General features: G+C 72.2%; 13 protein-coding genes. 4 read left to right on the forward strand and 9 right to left on the reverse strand.

What is annotated here, in order from left to right:
• The first annotated feature begins 5 nt into the window (after positions 1–5).
• The 3 genes from ABZU43_RS03910 (at position 6) to ABZU43_RS03920 (ending at position 5355) form a co-directional block, all read left to right on the forward strand.
• Positions 6–2555 carry a DUF4118 domain-containing protein gene (locus ABZU43_RS03910; RefSeq protein WP_355005029.1) on the forward strand — a complete coding sequence of 850 codons (2550 nt, stop codon included), beginning with the start codon at positions 6–8 and terminating at the stop codon, positions 2553–2555.
• On the forward strand, positions 2552–3232 hold the full coding sequence (locus tag ABZU43_RS03915) for a response regulator (protein WP_355005030.1): 681 nt from the start codon (positions 2552–2554) through the stop codon (positions 3230–3232). The genes ABZU43_RS03910 and ABZU43_RS03915 overlap by 4 nt, the downstream gene beginning before the upstream one ends.
• Before the next feature lie 101 nt (positions 3233–3333).
• Positions 3334–5355, forward strand: a complete 2022-nt coding sequence (locus tag ABZU43_RS03920; protein WP_355005031.1) for an FAD-dependent oxidoreductase — start codon at positions 3334–3336, stop codon at positions 5353–5355.
• Here the strand turns inward: ABZU43_RS03920 and ABZU43_RS03925 are convergent.
• The 4 genes from ABZU43_RS03925 to ABZU43_RS03940 form a co-directional block, all read right to left on the reverse strand.
• On the reverse strand, positions 5256–5711 hold the full coding sequence (locus ABZU43_RS03925) for an SAV_915 family protein (protein ID WP_355005032.1): 456 nt from the start codon (positions 5709–5711) through the stop codon (positions 5256–5258). The genes ABZU43_RS03920 and ABZU43_RS03925 overlap by 100 nt on opposite strands.
• Before the next feature lie 167 nt (positions 5712–5878).
• Positions 5879–6382, reverse strand: coding sequence for a universal stress protein (locus tag ABZU43_RS03930; RefSeq protein WP_355005033.1), 504 nt, complete (start codon positions 6380–6382; stop codon positions 5879–5881).
• On the reverse strand, positions 6379–6708 hold the full coding sequence (locus tag ABZU43_RS03935; protein WP_355005034.1) for a hypothetical protein: 330 nt from the start codon (positions 6706–6708) through the stop codon (positions 6379–6381). Before ABZU43_RS03935 ends, ABZU43_RS03930 begins: the two co-directional genes overlap by 4 nt.
• A 179-nt stretch (positions 6709–6887) precedes the next feature.
• Positions 6888–7850, reverse strand: coding sequence for an SDR family oxidoreductase (locus tag ABZU43_RS03940; protein WP_355005035.1), 963 nt, complete (start codon positions 7848–7850; stop codon positions 6888–6890).
• A gap of 151 nt (positions 7851–8001) precedes the next feature.
• On the opposite strand from ABZU43_RS03940, the gene ABZU43_RS03945 reads away from it, so the two are divergent.
• On the forward strand, positions 8002–8757 hold the full coding sequence (locus ABZU43_RS03945) for a dienelactone hydrolase family protein (protein ID WP_355005036.1): 756 nt from the start codon (positions 8002–8004) through the stop codon (positions 8755–8757).
• A gap of 17 nt (positions 8758–8774) precedes the next feature.
• Here the strand turns inward: ABZU43_RS03945 and ABZU43_RS03950 are convergent, their stop codons facing one another.
• The 5 genes from ABZU43_RS03950 to ABZU43_RS03970 form a co-directional block, all read right to left on the reverse strand.
• Positions 8775–9878: an L-dopachrome tautomerase-related protein gene (locus ABZU43_RS03950; RefSeq protein ID WP_355005037.1), complete on the reverse strand. Its 1104-nt coding sequence runs from the start codon at positions 9876–9878 to the stop codon at positions 8775–8777.
• A gap of 156 nt (positions 9879–10034) precedes the next feature.
• A complete protein-coding gene (locus tag ABZU43_RS03955; RefSeq protein ID WP_355005038.1) occupies positions 10035–10916 on the reverse strand; it encodes an SMP-30/gluconolactonase/LRE family protein in 882 nt (293 codons plus the stop codon).
• Positions 10917–10989: 73 nt separating this feature from the next.
• Positions 10990–11166, reverse strand: coding sequence for a hypothetical protein (locus tag ABZU43_RS03960; RefSeq protein WP_355005039.1), 177 nt, complete (start codon positions 11164–11166; stop codon positions 10990–10992).
• Complete coding sequence (locus tag ABZU43_RS03965; RefSeq protein WP_355005040.1) at positions 11142–13682, reverse strand: AAA family ATPase; 2541 nt, start codon at positions 13680–13682, stop codon at positions 11142–11144. Before ABZU43_RS03965 ends, ABZU43_RS03960 begins: the two co-directional genes overlap by 25 nt.
• A gap of 97 nt (positions 13683–13779) precedes the next feature.
• Positions 13780–16812: a S8 family serine peptidase gene (locus ABZU43_RS03970; protein ID WP_355005041.1), complete on the reverse strand. Its 3033-nt coding sequence runs from the start codon at positions 16810–16812 to the stop codon at positions 13780–13782.
• Positions 16813–16982: the final 170 nt, after the last annotated feature.

A 16982-nucleotide genomic window follows, 5' to 3' on the forward strand; every position in this document is an offset into this window, starting at 1 on the left:
TCCCCGTGCCACGCGGAGAACTGCGCATCTATCTGGGGGCCGCCCCCGGCGTCGGTAAGACGTACGCCATGTTGGAGGAGGCCCAGCGGCGGGCCGCGCGCGGCACCGACGTGGTGATCGGTTTCGTGGAGACCCACGGCCGTCAACACACCGCCGCGATGCTCGGCGACCTGGAGCAGGTGCCCCGCCGGACCATGGACTACCGCGGCGCGGCGTTCACCGAGATGGACTTGGACGCGGTGTTGGCCCGCCGACCACAGATCGCGGTCGTCGACGAGCTGGCGCACAGCAACGTGCCCGGTTCCCGGCACGACAAGCGCTGGCAGGACGTCCAGGAGCTGCTCGACGCGGGGATCGACGTGCTCTCCACTGTCAACGTGCAGCACCTGGAGTCGCTCAACGACGTCGTCGCGCAGATCACCGGCACCACCCAGCGGGAGACCGTGCCGGACGAGATCGTCCGCGCCGCCGAGCAGGTCGAGCTTGTCGACATGACCCCGGAGGCGCTGCGTCGGCGGATGGCGCACGGCAACATCTACCGACCCGACAAGATCGACGCCGCGTTGGGCAACTACTTCCGGGTCGGCAACCTCACCGCGCTGCGCGAGCTGGCGCTGCTCTGGCTGGCCGACAAGGTCGACGAGCAGCTCGACCGCTACCGCAGCCAGCAGGGCATCGCTGCCACCTGGGAGGCCCGGGAACGGGTGGTGGTCGCGCTCACCGGTGGCCCGGAGGGCGAGACGCTGATCCGCCGCGCCGCCCGGGTAGCGGCCCGCAGCAAGGGCGCCGACCTGCTCGCCGTGCACGTGGCCCGCAGCGACGGCCTGGCCGGGGCCGACCCGGCCCAGCTGGCCCGGCAACGGGTGCTGGTGGAGAGCCTGGGCGGCACGTACCACCAGGTGCTCGGCACCGACGTGCCGGCCGCGCTGCTGGACTTCGCCCAGGGCGTGAACGCCACCCAGTTGGTGCTGGGGGCCAGCCGGCGGGGTCGCCTCGCGCAGGTCTTCGCAAGGGGCGTCGGGGTGACCACCACAGCGCTCTCCGGCTCGATCGACGTGCACCTGGTCACCCACAAACAGGCCGGCAAGGGCCGGAGGGCGGCGGCCGTACCGGCGGCGCTGTCCCGACGCCGCCGGCTGCTCGGCTTCGGCCTGGCGGTGCTGGGCATGCCGCTGCTCACAGTGCTGCTGAAGACCCTGCCCGACCTGACGTTGACGAACGACATCCTGCTGTTCCTCGCCGGGGTGGTCGGGGTCGCGCTGGTCGGCGGGGTGTGGCCGGCCCTGGTCGCCGCGCTCGGCGGCTCGCTGCTGCTCAACTGGTTCTTCACCCCGCCCTTCCGCACGCTCACCATCGCCGAGGCGGACAACCTGCTCGCCCTGGCCGTCTTCGTCGGGGTGGCCCTGGCCGTGAGCTGGATCGTCGACGTGGCCGCCCGGCGTACCCGGGAGGCCGCGCGGGCCGCCGCCGACGCACAGACCCTCGCCGCCGTGGCCGGTGGTGTGCTGCGCGGCGAACGTCCGCTGCCCGCCCTGCTCGATCAGCTCCGGGAGACCTTCGGGCTGCGCGCGGTGAGCGTGCTGGAGTTGGCTGAGGAGGCCAGCGGGCGACCGGAGCGGGCTCGCGAGGAGCACGCCTGGTGCGTGGTGGCGAGCGTCGGCGAGCAGCCGGCGTGCACACCCGACGCCGGCGAGACCGCAGTGCCGGTCGACGAGCGGATCACTGTCGTGCTCAGCGGCCGGCGGTTGGAGGCGGCCGACCGGCGCATCGTCGAGGCGTTCGCCGCCCAGGCCGCCGTCGCGCTGCGCCAGGAACGGCTCGCCGAGGAGGCCGCCACCGCCCGGCCCCTCGCCGCTGCCGACCGGATGCGCACCGCGCTGCTCGCGGCGGTCAGCCACGATCTGCGTACGCCACTGGCGTCCGCGAAGGCGGCCGTGACCAGCCTGCGCAGCCACGACATCGAGTTCGACGAGTCCGACCGCGAGGAGTTGCTGGAGACCGCCGAGGAGTCGCTGGACCGGCTCGCCCGGCTGGTCGGCAACCTGCTGGACATGAGCCGGCTCCAGGCGGGCGTGCTGGGCATCTCGGCGACCGCGATCGGCCTGGAGGACGCCGTACCCCTGGCGCTCGACGAACTTGGCCCGGTGGCGGCGACGGTCGGCACTGACATTCCGGCCGACCTGCCGGCCGCCACCGCCGACCCGGGCCTGCTGGAACGGGTGCTTGTCAACATCGTCGCCAACGCGCTGCGGTACAGCCCGCCCGGTCAGCCGCCCACGATCACCGCGAGCGCCCACGCCGGCCAGGTCGAGCTGCGGGTGATCGACCGGGGGCCGGGCATCCCGGAGGACCAGTGGGAGCACGTCTTCCTGCCGTTCCAACGTCTCGGCGACCGGGACAACCAGACGGGTGTCGGTCTCGGTCTTGCCCTGTCCCGGGGGTTGGCCGAGGCGATGGGTGGCAGCATCACCCCGGAGACCACGCCCGGTGGTGGGCTCACCATGGTGCTGCGGCTGCCTGCCGCGCCGACCAGCTCGGAGGGGCCGCAGGAATGACGCGCATCCTGGTCGTCGACGACGAACCGCAGATCCTGCGTGCCCTGCACATCAACCTGCGCGCCCGCCGGTACGACGTGGACGTGGCCGGCACCGGGGCCGCCGCGTTGAAGGCCGCCGCCAGCCACCCGCCCGACCTGGTGGTGCTGGACCTCGGCCTGCCCGACATCGACGGGGTGGAGGTGATCCGGGGCCTGCGCGGGTGGACCACAGTGCCGATCATCGTGCTCTCCGGTCGGGCCGGCAGTGAGGACAAGGTCGCCGCGCTGGACGCGGGCGCGGACGACTACGTCACCAAGCCGTTCGGGGTGGAGGAGCTGCTGGCCCGCATCCGCGCGGTGACCCGCCGTCTCGGCGGGCCCAGCGAGGCGGTGCCGGCCCTGCGGATCGGCCAGCACACCGTCGACCTGGCCGACCACAGCGTGCGGCGCGACGACGGCACCGAGGTCAAGCTGACCCCCACCCAGTGGAGCGTGCTGGAGAAGCTGCTGCGTCACCCCGGCAAGCTGGTCAGCCAACGTCAGCTCCTCCAGGACGTGTGGGGGCCGGAATACCAGAACGAGACCAACTACCTGCGGCAGTACCTGGCCCAGCTGCGGCGCAAGCTGGAGGACGACCCGGCCCGCCCCCGCCACCTCATCACCGAGCCGGGAATGGGTTACCGCTACCGGCCGTGAACCGTTGACACCCGCCGGCAGAGATTGAAGAATTTCGCTCGCAGCGGCAGCGGCGTGCTTCTGTAACCGTCCCTCCACCGGTTACCCCTCGGGAGCCCGCCGTGTCCGTGCCTCTGCCTCTGCCCCTGTCCCGTCGTCGGCTGCTGGTCGCCGGCGGTGCCGGCCTCGTCCTGGCCGGTCTCACCGACCCGTTCCGGGCCGTCTCCGCCCGAGCCGCCGTCACCACCGCCGACCTTGTCGTCTACGGCGCCACCTCCGGCGGGCTGGCCGCCGCGATCACCATGCGCCGGCTCGGCCGCACCGCAGTGGTGGTGGAGCCAACCGGTCACGTCGGCGGGTTGAGCACCGCCGGGCTGGGCGCCACCGACACCGGCGTCCAGGCGTCCATCGGCGGGCTCGCCGCCGAGTTCTACCGCCGGGTGTACGTGAAGTACCACGGCGGAACCCTCACGTCGACGTCGCCGCTGCGGATGACCTTCGAACCGCACGTCGCCACCGCCGTCTTCGCCGAGATGCTGGCCGAGGCGGGCGTGCCGGTGGTCGTCGACGCCCGGCTGGCCGGCCTGGGCCGAACCGCGAACCGGATCACCGAGCTGCGCACCGAGGACGGGTCGATCTACCGGGGCGGGGTGTTCGTCGACGCCACCTACGAGGGCGACCTGCTGGCCATGGCCGGCGTCGGGTTCACCGTCGGGCGGGAGTCAAACGACACCTACGGCGAGACGATCAACGGGGTGCAGTCGCGCAACACCCACCAGTTCGCCTACCCCGTCGACCCGTACGTGACGGCCGGCTCGCCCGCCAGTGGACTGCTGCCGGGCATCTCCGCCACTCCGCTCGCCCCGCAGGGCAGCGGCGACGACAGGATCCAGGCGTACTGCTTCCGGATGTGCCTGACCCAGGCGGCCAACCGGATCCCGTTCGGCAAGCCGTCCGGCTACGACCCGATCCGGTACGAGCTGCTGCTGCGGCACATCCAGGCCGGCTTCGCGGGACCGTACTTCACCACCCACTCGGTCGGTGGCGGGAAGACCGACTCCAACAACAACGGTGCCGTGTCGACCGACAATATCGGCTTCAACTACGCGTACCCGACGGCGAGCTGGGCGACGCGCGAGAGCATCATCGCCGAGCACCGCACGTACCAGCAGGGGTTGATGTGGTTCCTGGCCAATGACAGCCGACTGCCGGCGTCGGTTCGCGACTCGACCGCCCGGTGGGGGCTGCCGGTCGACGAGTTCACCGGCAGCGGCGGCTGGCCGCCGCTGCTCTACATCCGCGAGGCCCGCCGGATGATCTCCGCGTACGTGATGACCGAGGCCGACTGTCGGGGCCGGGTACGCGCCACCGACTCGGTGGGCCTGGCCAGCTACACGATGGACTCGCACAACTGTCAGCGGGTGGTCGTCGACGGCAAGGTGCGCAACGAGGGCGATGTGCAGATCGGTGTGCCGGCGCCGTACCCGGTGAGCTACCGCGCGATCGTGCCGCACGAGGCGCAGTGCGCCAACCTGCTCGTGCCGGTGTGCCTCTCGGCGAGTCACATCGCCTACGGCTCGATCCGGATGGAACCCGTGTTCATGATCCTCGGGCAGGCCGCGGCCACCGCGGCGTCCCTGGCCCTCACCGGGAACGTCGCCGTGCAGGCCGTCTCCGTGCCAGCCCTCCAGACCCGGCTGCGCCAGGACGGCGCGGTGCTGGAGTGGGGCTCCACCAGCGAGGTGATCCTGGACAACGCGTCGACCAGCGGGATCACCCGGGCCGGAACGTGGCTGCGCAGCACCAGCATCGGTGGTTACTACGGCGGGGACTACGAGCACGACGGCAACACCGCCAAGGGCGTCAACCGGCTGCGGTTCCGCCCGACGCTACCGGTCTCCGGGTCGTGGACGGTGCAGTTGCGCTGGACCGCTGACCCCAACCGGGCGAGCAACGTGCCGGTGGACATCGCGTACTCCGGGGGGTTGGTCACCCGGACCGTCGACCAGCGGCAGTCCGGGGGTCAGTGGGTACCGCTGGGCACCTACCCGTTCACGGCGGGCACGGAGGGGAGCGTGTTGATCCGCACCGAGGACACCGACGGCCACGTGATCGCCGACGCGGTGCGCTTCGTCCGGGCCTGACCGCTCGAAACGGCGGCGGTCTCCGAGCGGGCAGCGGTCTCCGGGCGGACGGCGGTCTCCGGGCGGGCGGCGGTCTCCGGGCGGGCGGCGGTCCTCGGGTCGAGCGGCGGTGCCACCAGCAGCGGGTCGACCTGGATCACCTCGATCCCGAGCGGGCGCAGCATGCCCCGCAGTGCCGACTCGCACAGCTCCTCCCAGGGCTGCTCCGCGCCCATCGCGGCGACCAGCAGCTCGGGTCTGGTGAAGGCGATGCCCACCCGTTGCCCCTGTGGGGAGCGGCCGGTCCGCACCGTCCGCACCAGCCGTCCCGGCAGATCGCGCACCGGAACGGCGAAGACTATCGGGGCCTCGTCCATTGTCGGGTTGGTCCTTCCCGTTCGTGCCGCGGTTGCGGCGGTTGCTGCCTGCGCCGCGGTTGCGGCGGTTGCTGCCTGCGCCGCGGTTGCGGCGGTTGCTGGCTGCGCCGCGGTTGCGGCGGTCGTTGGTTGTGCGGCGGTTGTTGGTTGTGCCACGGTTGCGGCGGTCACCGGCTGAATCGTTCGATGTCGTGGGCGAAGCGGCGGATCGTCGCGGCCCGTGCCCAGGACGGCGCGGGAACCGCGACGACCGGCACGGACGCGCGCGTCACGCAGTACCGGGTGACATTCCCGCGCGACCTACCGAACCGGCCGCGATCCGGGATGCCGACGACGAGCAGGTCGGACTCCCGATCCGCGTGGTCGACGAGCACCTGCCCGGCGTACCCCTGGGTCGCCACCAGCCGCACTGTCACGTCCCGGGGCAGGCCACCGAGCGCCGCGTCGAACACGCCGTGCAGGTAGACCAGGGCCGCCCGGTCGCACTCGTCCTGCCATCGCCAGGTCAGGGTGCCGGGCCGCCACGTCGGCGCGAAGACCCAGGCGCGGACGGCGTCCAGTTGCGCTCCGTCGCGGCGGGCCAACTGCATCGCGCGCCGCAACGCCTGCATTCCGGCGAACGACCTGTCGACTCCGACCACGATCCGGTGGGGCTGGGTTGGGCGGCTCATGCGGCGGACACCACCCAGGCCGGGGCGTCGGTCGCGGTACGCGGATCGGTCGGCGTGATCAGGTCGAGCGCGCGCAGGATGTAGTTGGCCTCGACCACCTCCACCCCGGCGCGCAGGCGCAGGTCGGCCACGGCGCGGTGCAGCACTGTGATGCTGCCGGCGGACAGACGGACCACGGCGTCGACGTCGGCGGCGATCCACCACGCCGCGACCGCGCACGGCTCGTGCCGCAGGTACTCCACCAGGTGACTGCCGGGCGCGGATGGGCCGAGCCGGACGCTGACCAGCGCCTCGTGCCGCCGCTCGGGCTCGCTCGCCCCGGTCACGGTCTCACCGGGGTCGCCGTCTGTGCCGGGTGGCGGTCCTCCGCGTTCCCAGCGTGTCATCCGCCAAGGACTCATGGACCCATCGTCACCACCGGGCGACGGCGGTGCGCCAGTCGATACGCCGTTTCGACGGGCCACCGCCAAATCTTGACGACGCGTTCACGCGGAGCGCTCTCCGGTCAGTTGCCGGAGAACCCGACGCCCACCAACCGTTCCGAGACGGCCCAGAGGCGGGTGGCGTCGTCGATGCTCCGGGCGGAACGGTAGACGGCCAACTCGGTCGGCGCTCCGGTGAACTGACCCAGCCCGTCCGGGCCGTAGAACCGGCCGCCCTGCGCCTGCGGGCTGGTGGCCGCGTACAGGGCGGGGCGCAGCCCGGCCTCCACCGAGTGCACCAGGAAGCCCCAACGGGCCAGCCGACTCATCACCGTGTGGTGCAGCGAGGGCCGGTTGCGGCCCAGGTTGGGACCGGACGCGTACAGGTTCGTCATCGTGGTTCCCGGGTGGGCGACGTTGCTGACGATTCCCCAGCCGCCGGCTCGACTGAGCCGGTCCAGTTCCAGCCCGAACAGCAGGGTGGCGAGCTTGGAGGCGTTGTAGGCGCGGATCGACGCGTACCTGCTGTCGCTCTGCAGGTCGTCCCAGTCCAGCCGGCCGGAGCGGGCGGCACTGCTCGACATGGTGGTGACCCGCGCCCGCCCGGCGCGGAGCAGCGGCAGAAGCCGTCCGGTCAGCGCGAAGTGGCCCAGGTGGTTGGTGCCGAGTTGCAGCTCGAAGCCCTCCGCTGTGACGTGCCGGGTGGGGGGTGTCATCACGCCCGCGTTATTGATCATGAGGTGGATCGGCCGGCCCTCGCCCAGCAGCGTGTCGGCCAGCGCGGCCACCGAGTCCAGCGAAGCGAGGTCCAGCTGCCGGGTCGACACGACGGCGCCCGGTGCGGCGGCCCGTACGGCGTCCAGCGCGGCGGCGCCTTTGGCAGGGTTGCGGACCGGCAGCACCACCTCGGCGCCGGCCTGCGCCAGCCGGGTGGCCAGGCCGAGGCCCAGCCCGTCGCTGCCGCCGGTCACGACGGCGAGTTTTCCAGTCAGGTCCGGAACGGTCAGGTCGAGCACGACATCCCCCAGGTCGACGGTGTCCTTCATCGGTCGTGGACAAGCCTGGATCGGTCGCCGGCCGGCACCCAGGGTGGCCTTGTCCAGGGATCACCGGTCCCTGGCTCGGGGAAGCTGCCGGCCGGGCCGACACGGGGAGTAGCGTTCCAGGCGGACCAAGATCGGCGTACGAGGAGGCACGGTGCAGACGACGACGGTGGACATCCCGACCAGCGACGGAGTGGCGGACGCGAGTCTGACCCGACCGGACGGCGAGGGCCCGTTCCCGGCGGTGCTGCTCTTCATGGACGCCTTCGGGCCGCGCCCCCGCCTGGTCGAGATGGCCGAGCGGATCGCCGCCCGGGGCTACCTGGTGCTGACGCCCCACTTGTTCTACCGGGGCGGCCGGGCACCGCTGTTCGACCTGGCCCGCCTCGCTGAGCCCGACCAGCGCGGCGCGCTCTTCGCGAAGATCGCGCCGCTGGCCCAGGCGCTGACCCCCGAGGCGATCAGCCGGGACACCGCCGCGTACACCGACTTCCTGGCCGCCCGCGACGACGTCCGGCCGGGCCCGGTCGCCATCACCGGCTACTGCCTGGGCGGCACGAACGCGCTACGGGCCATCGAGGCGCACCCGGACCGCATCGCGGCCATCGCCAGCTTCCACGGCGGGCACCTCGTCACCGACGCGCCGGACAGCCCCCACCTGGGCGTTGCCTCGATCATCGGCGAGGTGTACTTCGGGCACGCCGACGCCGACCAGTCGGCGACACCCGAGCAGATCGCCACGCTGGAGAAGGCGCTCGACGCCGCCGGGGTGCGCTACCGCTCCGAGGTGTACGCGGGCGCGCACCACGGCTTCACCATGGCAGACACCCCGATGTTCGACGAGCAGGCCACCGAGCGGCACTGGGCCGCCCTGTTCGACGTCCTGGACCGCGCCCTGCCCGTCAGCTGACGAGCGCGCCGGCCCGGTCAGCGGCGCAGCAGCACCGGGCCGGCGTCGATGCGCGTGCGGAACAGCGCGTACGGCTTGCGCCGCAGGTCCTTGCCCCGCTGGTACTGCGGCTGCCGGTGCAGTTGGTTGGCGGTGACGTAGAGGTACCCGTCGGTGGCCACCGACATGGTGTCCGGCCAGAGCAGTCGCGGGTCGTGTACCAGCGTCTCGTACTCGCCGTCGGGCAGTCGACGCAGCACTGCGTTGTGCTCGTACGAGGTGAGGTAGAGCCGCCCCGCGTCGTCGCTCTCCAACCCGTCCGAGGCGGTGCCCCGGTCGCCCTCGTCGACCACTGTGGCGGCGACCGCCTCCTGGGTGACGCCCGGGTCGACCAGCGCCTCGGTGGACACGCTGTGCAGGCGTCGGGACGCCAGCGGACAGTAGTAGAGCCGTTCGCCGTCGGCGGAGATGGCGATGCCGTCGGAGCCCATGCTCACCGGCTTCGGCGGGCCGTCGGCCGGCCGTTCGAGGAACGGTCGGCCCTCCACCACCGGCCGGAACGACGTCAGCGGTTCCGCCTTTGTGGACGGGTGGTCGTGCAGTCGCCGCCAGGAGGCTCCGCTGGCCAGGTCCACAACGATGATCCCGTTCGGCCCGGAGGCCGCCGAGTCGGTGATGTACGCGACCCCCGCCTCGCCCCGCCGCAGGTCGAAGCGGACGTCGTTGAGGTACGTCGTCGGCAGCGCCACGTCCGCCGGGAAGGTGATCACCTGGGCGACGGTGTCCGTGTCCAGGTCGATCCGGACCAGCTTGGGGCCGCCCGGCTTGGTGGGCTGGAACATCGGGCTGCCGGTGTCCAGCACCCAGAGCCGGTCGGCCGGGTCCACCACGATGCTCTGCACCGAAACGAACGCGCCCGCGTCGTCGTCGCCGGACGGGTCGTTCCAGGCCTGGTCGGGGTAGGGCACCTCCTGACCGTCGCGCAGCTCGACGACCGTGGCCGGCACCTCGTCGCCCCATTTCGGGAAGTTGACGAAGATCCGGCCGGAGTGCGAGACGCTCACCCCGGTCGGCATCGGCCCGGTGAAAGTGTGCACCAGATCCAGCTCGCCCATCGGCTCGTCGCCGACCGGCCCGTTCATGACGTCCGCCCCACGGTGCTCATCGCCCGCCCCTTCCGACCCGCCGGATGTCCCGCTCCACCGCTGCTATTCCCGCCCGGACGTCCGGTATGCGTCGCCGGTCAGCGGAGCCGGAAGGGACGGCGGGGCCGGAGGGCGGGCCGGTCCGGGTTTCGGTCAGGCCACCGGCGCGGCGGCCCTGGCTGCGGGCAGGCCGGGGACGGGGACGTCCACCGCGAGTAGCGCTCCGTCCTCCGGGCCGGGCGTGTCCAGCCCCACCCGGGCGGTGCCGATGAAGAGTCGCCGCAGGTCGGGGCCGCCCAGGCAGATCCCGGCCGGCTGTTTCGCGGGCAGCCGGATCTCCTGCTCCAGGGTCCCGTCCGGCCGGTAGCGGCGGACCGCCGAACCGCCCCACAGGGCGATCCAGAGGTGACCGGCGGCGTCGACGGTCATGCCGTCCGGGCCGCCGTCCGCGGATGGCAACCGGAGGAACGGCTCCCGCCCGTTCAGGGCCCCGGTCGCGGGGTCGACGGTGAACCGGTCGATCTCGCCGCGCGGCGTGTCGGCGAGGTACATGGTGGTGCCGGTGGCGTCGAACGCCGGTCCGTTCGGGATGGTCAGTCCGGTGACCGCGGGCACCGGTGCCGCGCCGGGGGTGAGGCGGAACAGCGTGCCTCCGCCGGGCGTCATCGCGTACGTCATGCAGCCGGCCCAGAAGTTGCCGTGCGGGTCGGCGACCGCGTCGTTCATCCGGGTGGGTTCGGGTGCGTCACCGACCAGGTCGGCGACCGGTCGGGGGTCGCCGGTGGCGGGCAGCACTGTGAGACCGGTTCCGGCGGCGGCCAGCCAGTCACCGGGCCGGCCGGCCACCGGGGCTACCGCGCCGAGCGGGACGTCGAGACGGCGCACCTCCCGTAGCGCGGCGGGGGCGTCGCCGTCGGTTTCCAGCAGTCGTCCGGCCAGCAGATCGACGAGGATCAGGCGGTCGTCGACCCAGCGCAGCCCTTCACCCAACTCCAACCGGTCGGTGCTCCAGACGGTCGGCTCGGTCAGCTCCATCTCGCTCCTCCAAACGATCTGCGGGGGCGGCGGCGGGCGGTCCTGCCGATAGCGGTGACCGCCCACAGCCCGGTCAGCGGACCGTACCGCCCGGCTCGTGGTCCAGCAGCGCCAGCTCCGCCCGGTCGGGCAGGCCCTCCCAGTCGCCCCGGGTGGCGACCGCGAACGCGCCGGTGGTGACGGCCCGGTCCAGTCGGCCAGGGCTCGGCTCGGCCTCACGCCGGTTCAGGCCGGGACGAACTCCCGGCATCGACGTAGCGCGGCGAGGGCGAGTGGAGCCTCACGGCCGGCGATCCCGGCTTCCAACTCGGCCACCGCACTCGCCGCCCGCGCCGGTTCACCAGTCGCGGCTGCCGCTTCGGCCAACACCAGCACGGCCTCGGCGGCCCATGCCAGGACGCCCTTTCCGCGTACCAGCGACAGCGCCTCGGCCGCGTGCCGGACCGCCTCGTCCGGCCTGTCGACCAGCAGCAGCCGGGCAAGCGCCGAGAGTGCCTGCACCAGTGGCCAGATCGCGCCGACCCGTCGAGCGTCGGCCACCACATCCCGTAGCGCCCGTTCAGCGGCCTCCACGTCGTCGCGGCGTCCGGCGGTGCTGCGGAGGTCGTTGCGTCCCTCGGCGGTGCCGCCGCGTTCGTTGCGTCCCTCAGCGGTGCCGCCGTGTTCGTTGCGTCCCTCGGCGGTGCCGCCGTGTCCGGTGCCGGCAACGAGCGCCAGCACCGTGGCCAGTTCGGCCCGCGCGTCCAGCAGGGTGACCGGCATCCGCTCGGCGTTGGCCACCAACCGGCCGAGCCGTTCGGCGAGCCCGTCCAGCCGGCCGGCGGCCCGGTCCAGTGACAGTTCGGTCGCCTGCACCAGGGACGCCAGCCGCTCGTACCCGGTCTCGTCGACAAGCGCCCGACCGGCCGTCAGCAACGCTTCGGCCTGCTCCGGGTGGCCGGCGTGCAGCGCGCCCTGCGCCCAGTTCAGGCAGGCTCGCGCGTGCTCGCGGGGCCGGTCGGCCAAGTCGGCGGACGCGCGCAGCTCGGAGATGATCGCCCACGCCGCCGGGTCGCCCAGCTCCAGCAGCAACGAGGCTCGGGCGATGCGGACCGCGAGGTGCGCAGCCGGATCCCCGCTGGCGGCGGCGGCGGTCTCCGCCTCCGCGCAGCGGGCCAGGTGGTCGTCGACGTGCCGGCCGACGACGGTGTCGGGGGCCGCCAGCACCGCGAGCGCCGGGGCCTTGCGGCGCGGCGCGCGCAGGTACGGCACGGCACGCTCGATCTCGGTGTACCCGCGCAGCGCCTCGCCCTGCTGTCGCAGCATCCGCCCGAGCACAAGACCCAGCTCACCTCGGGCACCCGGCGGCAGCCGCCGGTCGGCGAGCAGCCGTTCCAGCACCGGGATCGCCTCGGCCTGGCTGAGTCCGTCGATGGCGGAACGGCCCAACTTGGCGGCGAGCCGAACCCGTACCGGTCGGGGCAGTTCGGCGATGTCCATCGTCTGGAGCAGGAAGCTGGCCGCTGTCGCGTCGTCGCCGCGCTCGGTGGCGAGGTCGGCGGCCGCCTCGGCGTTGCGGACGAAGTCGGCGCCGCTGCCGGCTCGACGGTAGTGGTGCGCCAGTTGGGCCACCGGCCTCGGCAGCTCCTGTTCCAACACCCGCGCCACCCGCAGGTGCAGCCACTCCCGGCTCTCCCGGGGCACCAGGTCGTACACCACCTGTCGGGCCAGGTCGTGCCGGAACCGCAGGCCGTCTCCGGCGTCGTGCAGCAGGCCCGCCCGGTGCGCGGCGGTCAACGCCGCGCCGATCGCCACCCGATCGAGGGTGAGCACCGAGGCGAGGATGCGCTGATCAGGCGTCATCCCCAGTACGGCCGCCGCGCCGAGCACCTCCCGGGTGGCCTCGTCGAGCGGACGCAGCCGCCAGAGCAGCACGTCACGCAGGACGAAAGGGACACTGTCGTCGGCCAGCGGGTCGCCGCCCCGCTCGGCGAGCGTCCGCAGCACCTCCTCGACGACGAACGGGATGCCTGCCGTGCGGTCGAGCAAAGTGGCGGTCAGCTGCTGCGGCGGATCATCGAGGCGCAGGGTGCGGGCCGCCAACCGGCGTACGTCGGCGGCGTCCAGCGGGCCGAGCGCAACGCGCGTGACGCTCCACGGGGGAGTCCGGGCCAGGGCGTCGTGGATCGGCGTACTGCTTCCCGGGGTCGCCGTACGGGCGGTCAGCACCACTGCCAGCCCCTCCACCGGGTGGGTGCTCAGGTAGGCGAGAAGTTCGCAGGTCGCCGGGTCCGCCCAGTGCAGATCCTCCAGCAACAGCGTGGCCGGACTCAGCGCGGCGAGCACCGCCGCGACGGCGCGGAGCAGGCGATGTCGTTCGGCCGCCGGGTCGGTCAACGGGGGCGGGGCGTCCGGCAGCACGTCGGCCAGTTCGGGTAGCAGCGGCGCGAGGGCGCCGGCCACCGGGTTGAGCGGACCGAGTCGGTCGGCGCAGCCCCGGATCGCGTCCAGCAGCACGCCGAGCGGGAAGGGCTCGGGCACGTCGTCGCACTCGCCGACGAGGTGTCGTCCGGGGAGGTCGGCGAGCAGTTCGGCGACGAGTCGACTCTTGCCGATCCCGGGCTCACCCTCCAGCAGGATCAGGCAGGGCGGGGTGGTGACGAGCCGGCGTAGCTGCGCCAGTTCTGCCGCTCGGCCGACGAACTCGACGGGCCCGCGCAGACGTTCGGGGCGGACGGGAGTTGGGTTCCCGCCGCCCCGTTTCTTGTCCTCGCCACTGTCGATCACCGTTGGCCGAGCAGATCACCTCTGCCCGGCGCGACGGTGGGCCGGCGGACCGGCGGTGACCTGAGTCACACGCCGATCCGCCGGGTGGGGGGTGCAGTCAGGACTGGATGGTGACGGGCACTGTCTTCAGCGACCCGTCCCCGTTGCGGAACTCCACCACGCCGACGTAGCGCTGACCCGGAGCGAGTCCGAACCAGCGCACTGTCAGGTTCGCCGTCGCGCCCGGCTGTACGCTGCGCTGCTTCGGGTCGATGGTGAACCGGCCGGTGGAGGTGCCCGGCGCGCCCGGCAGGTAGCTGGTGACTGTGTACGCGTTGGCGCCGTCCTTGATGTTCTCGGTGAACTCCTGCTCGACGACCACGATGTAGTCACCGGCCCCGTCCGGCAGGGTGACCTTGGCGCCGATCCGGGTGCTGACCGTGGCGGTGACGAACTTCCCGGACTTGTCGTAGACGTTGAGGCTGAACTCGGTGCACTCCATCACGCCCTCCTCGTCGTCCCAGTCGATGTGGGAGCAGGTGGGCCGCGCCGACGTCACGTGGATCTCCGGACTGCGGGTGCCGGCCGGGACGTGCAGGGTGGTCCTGCTGATCGATGCGGGCAGCGGCACCGGCAGGTTGTTCGACGTGCTCCAGTCCCAGCTCGGCCCGTCGCCCTTCAGGGTGACCACGTTGCTGGTGCCCGAGGTCAGGCCGGAGAGCTGGGAGACCAGCTGACCCTTGAAGCCGACCTCGGCGGCGATCCGGACGCTGCCGAAGGTGCCCTTGCCGGTGATGGCGTCGGGGGCGACCAAACCGGAATTGTGTACGACGAGCGGGCTGCGTACCTCGTGCTTGAACTGGTCGCCCCAGGTCAGCGAACCGTCGGCCCAGGTGTCGAACGCACCACCTGTGTTGGTGACCTCCACCGTGAAGCGGGCGCTGTGGCCCGGACGGATCTGCAGCTTCTTCGGGGTGACAGTGACCTTGTACCCCGGCGGGGCCTGCACGGAGGAGGTGTAGGTGCTGGTCTTGTCGCTGACGTTGGTGACGGTGCGGGTCACGGTCTGCTTGCCCACCATCCGGCCCAGTGAGATCGACGGGTAGTTGAGCTGTGCCGTGTCGATCGCGCCGATGGTGTCGCAGCCGTCCAGGTCGCTGAGCCCGTAGTCGCTGCCACGGTCGGCGGACACCCCGCACAGGTACTTGATCCAGTCCTGCTGGTTGGAGTCGTAGACCAGGCCCGGGTCGAATGCGCTGCCCGGCTCCACCTGACCGGCGCCGTAGTTCAGCGGAGTCGCGTCGTACGTGCCGATCTTGATCGGATTGCCCTTGTCGGTCTTGTCCACGGCGCTGGTCATCAGCGCCGAGCGGACCGCGGCCGGCGACCAGTCGGGGTGCTTGGCCAGCAGCAGGGCGGCGATACCGGCGATGTGCGGCGCCGCCATCGAGGTGCCCGACTCCAGGGCGAAGTCGTTGCCGCCGATGGACGGGGAGAACGCGGCGACGATGTCCTGACCGGGCGCGCTGATGTCCGGCTTGAGCAGCTCACCGGCGTTCAGGTTCGACGGGCCCGCCGAGGAGAACGCGGCGACCGATGGGGCCTCCACCGTCTCCAGCCTGCTCGGCGAGATGGTCGCCGTGGCGTTGCCCTTGGCGACGTACGCCGTGACGGTGGCCAGGTCGACCTCGTTGATGTGCACGGTCGGCACGGTCTGCACGTCGGCGTTGAGGGAGTTCAGCTCTTCGTTGTACAACACCATGCCGACGCCGCCGGCCCGCGCCACCTCGATGCTCTTGTCGGTACGCGGGATCTCGCCGCGCAGGCAGAGCACGATCGCGCCCTTGACCTTGGCCGGATCCAACGTGTCGTCGGCGCAGAGACCGGCACCGTAGGCGCCGTCCGGATCGATCGCGCTGTCCTTCGCGAAGACCAGTCGGGCCGGCCCGACACCGGTCTCGCCCATGCCCACGCCGGCGATCGTGGTGCCGTTGCCGAGGGTCAGCTTCCGGGTGTTCTGCTGGTCGGTCGTGCTCGCGGCCACCGTGGTCAGCCACGGCGTCGAGTTGTCGACAGTGTTGGCGAACGGGCCGGAGTTGCCGGCGGCGGCGGCGACGAACACCCCGGCGGCGGCCGCGTTGAAGAACGTCGCGTCGACCGCCCCGAACCGCTCGGTGTCGTCACCGATCGAGTAGTTGATCACGTCGACGCCGTCCGCGACCGCGTCGTCGATGGCGTGCACGATGTCGATGTCGGTGCCGGTCGCGCCGCCCGCACCGTTGTCGTACAGAGCCTTGTAGATCGCCAACCGCGCAGCCGGCGCCATGCCGGAGATCATGCCCAGGTCCTGGGTGCCCGACGTGGCCCGCACGCCGTGGATACCGGCCGCGGTGCTGGCGGTGTGGGTGCCGTGGCCGTTGCGGTCGCGCGGCGAGGAGTAGTCGTCCGGGAAGGCATCAGCGATGCCGCTGTCGTTGTACCAACGTGCCCCGATCACCTTGTTGTTGCAGGTGACCGGCGCTTCGACGCCGACGTCGCAGGTGCCCTTCCACTTGGCGTCGATGACGGCCTGGTCGGGGCGCGGGCTGGGCAGCGGCGCGAAGCTCGCGCTCTCCGGCCAGTAGCCGCTGTCGATGACCCCGATGATGACGCCCTCACCAGCCCGGGAGTCTCCACCGAACTCCTTCTTCCACACCCCCCCCTTGCCGGTCAGGCCCAGGTAATCGGGGGTGTGTGAGGTGGCGGCGTGCACCTTCTGGCTCTTGTACACCGCTCGGACACCGGTTGTGGCGCGTAGCCGGGCGGCCTGCGGCCCGGTGAGGTCGGCGGCGAAGCCGTTGAACGCGGTCTCCATGGTGACGCGGGTACGGTCGGCTGGCACGCCGACGTGGTCCAGCACCGACTTACGCTGCTGGCGCAGGTGATTCCGGTACGCGTTGGCGTTCCCGGACGCGCGGTTCAGCTTGGCCCCGTCGGCCGGCTTGGTGGCCGCGATCCCTGGAACCCCGCCGGTGTAGGTGGCCAGCGGCTCCTCGGCGAGCTGGACGAGGTAGCGGGCGGTCGGCCCACTGCCGGCCGGCGCGGCGGTGGCGCTGGCGCTGGCGGGCAGGCCGGTCAGGCCGGCCGCGGTCAGCGCAACGGCGGCCAGCATGCTGACCCCGTACCTGGCCCGTCCGGTCCGATGTGCGTTCGGTTGTGGCACGTCGTTGCCTCCACGTTCGGTGCCGGCCGCCACGACTGATGACGGTGGCCGAAACCTAGGATCGGTACCGATCATCGAGAAGCACCCGTAACCTGCCTGTCATCTTGGAAACAAGCTCG

Source organism: Micromonospora sp. NPDC005205 (assembly GCF_040608275.1).
In the GTDB taxonomy this organism is placed as follows: domain Bacteria; phylum Actinomycetota; class Actinomycetes; order Mycobacteriales; family Micromonosporaceae; genus Micromonospora.

What these genes read in the sequence shown, in the direction of transcription:
- ABZU43_RS03915 (WP_355005030.1), top strand. Translation starts at nt 2,552, where the DNA reads ATGACGCGCATCCTGGTCGTCGACGACGAACCGCAGATCCTGCGTGCC.
- ABZU43_RS03925 (WP_355005032.1), bottom strand. Translation starts at nt 5,711, where the DNA reads ATGGACGAGGCCCCGATAGTCTTCGCCGTTCCGGTGCGCGATCTGCCG.
- ABZU43_RS03930 (WP_355005033.1), bottom strand. Translation starts at nt 6,382, where the DNA reads ATGAGCCGCCCAACCCAGCCCCACCGGATCGTGGTCGGAGTCGACAGG.
- ABZU43_RS03940 (WP_355005035.1), bottom strand. Translation starts at nt 7,850, where the DNA reads ATGAAGGACACCGTCGACCTGGGGGATGTCGTGCTCGACCTGACCGTT.
- ABZU43_RS03950 (WP_355005037.1), bottom strand. Translation starts at nt 9,878, where the DNA reads ATGAACGGGCCGGTCGGCGACGAGCCGATGGGCGAGCTGGATCTGGTG.
- ABZU43_RS03955 (WP_355005038.1), bottom strand. Translation starts at nt 10,916, where the DNA reads ATGGAGCTGACCGAGCCGACCGTCTGGAGCACCGACCGGTTGGAGTTG.
- ABZU43_RS03960 (WP_355005039.1), bottom strand. Translation starts at nt 11,166, where the DNA reads ATGCCGGGAGTTCGTCCCGGCCTGAACCGGCGTGAGGCCGAGCCGAGC.
- ABZU43_RS03970 (WP_355005041.1), bottom strand. Translation starts at nt 16,812, where the DNA reads ATGCTGGCCGCCGTTGCGCTGACCGCGGCCGGCCTGACCGGCCTGCCC.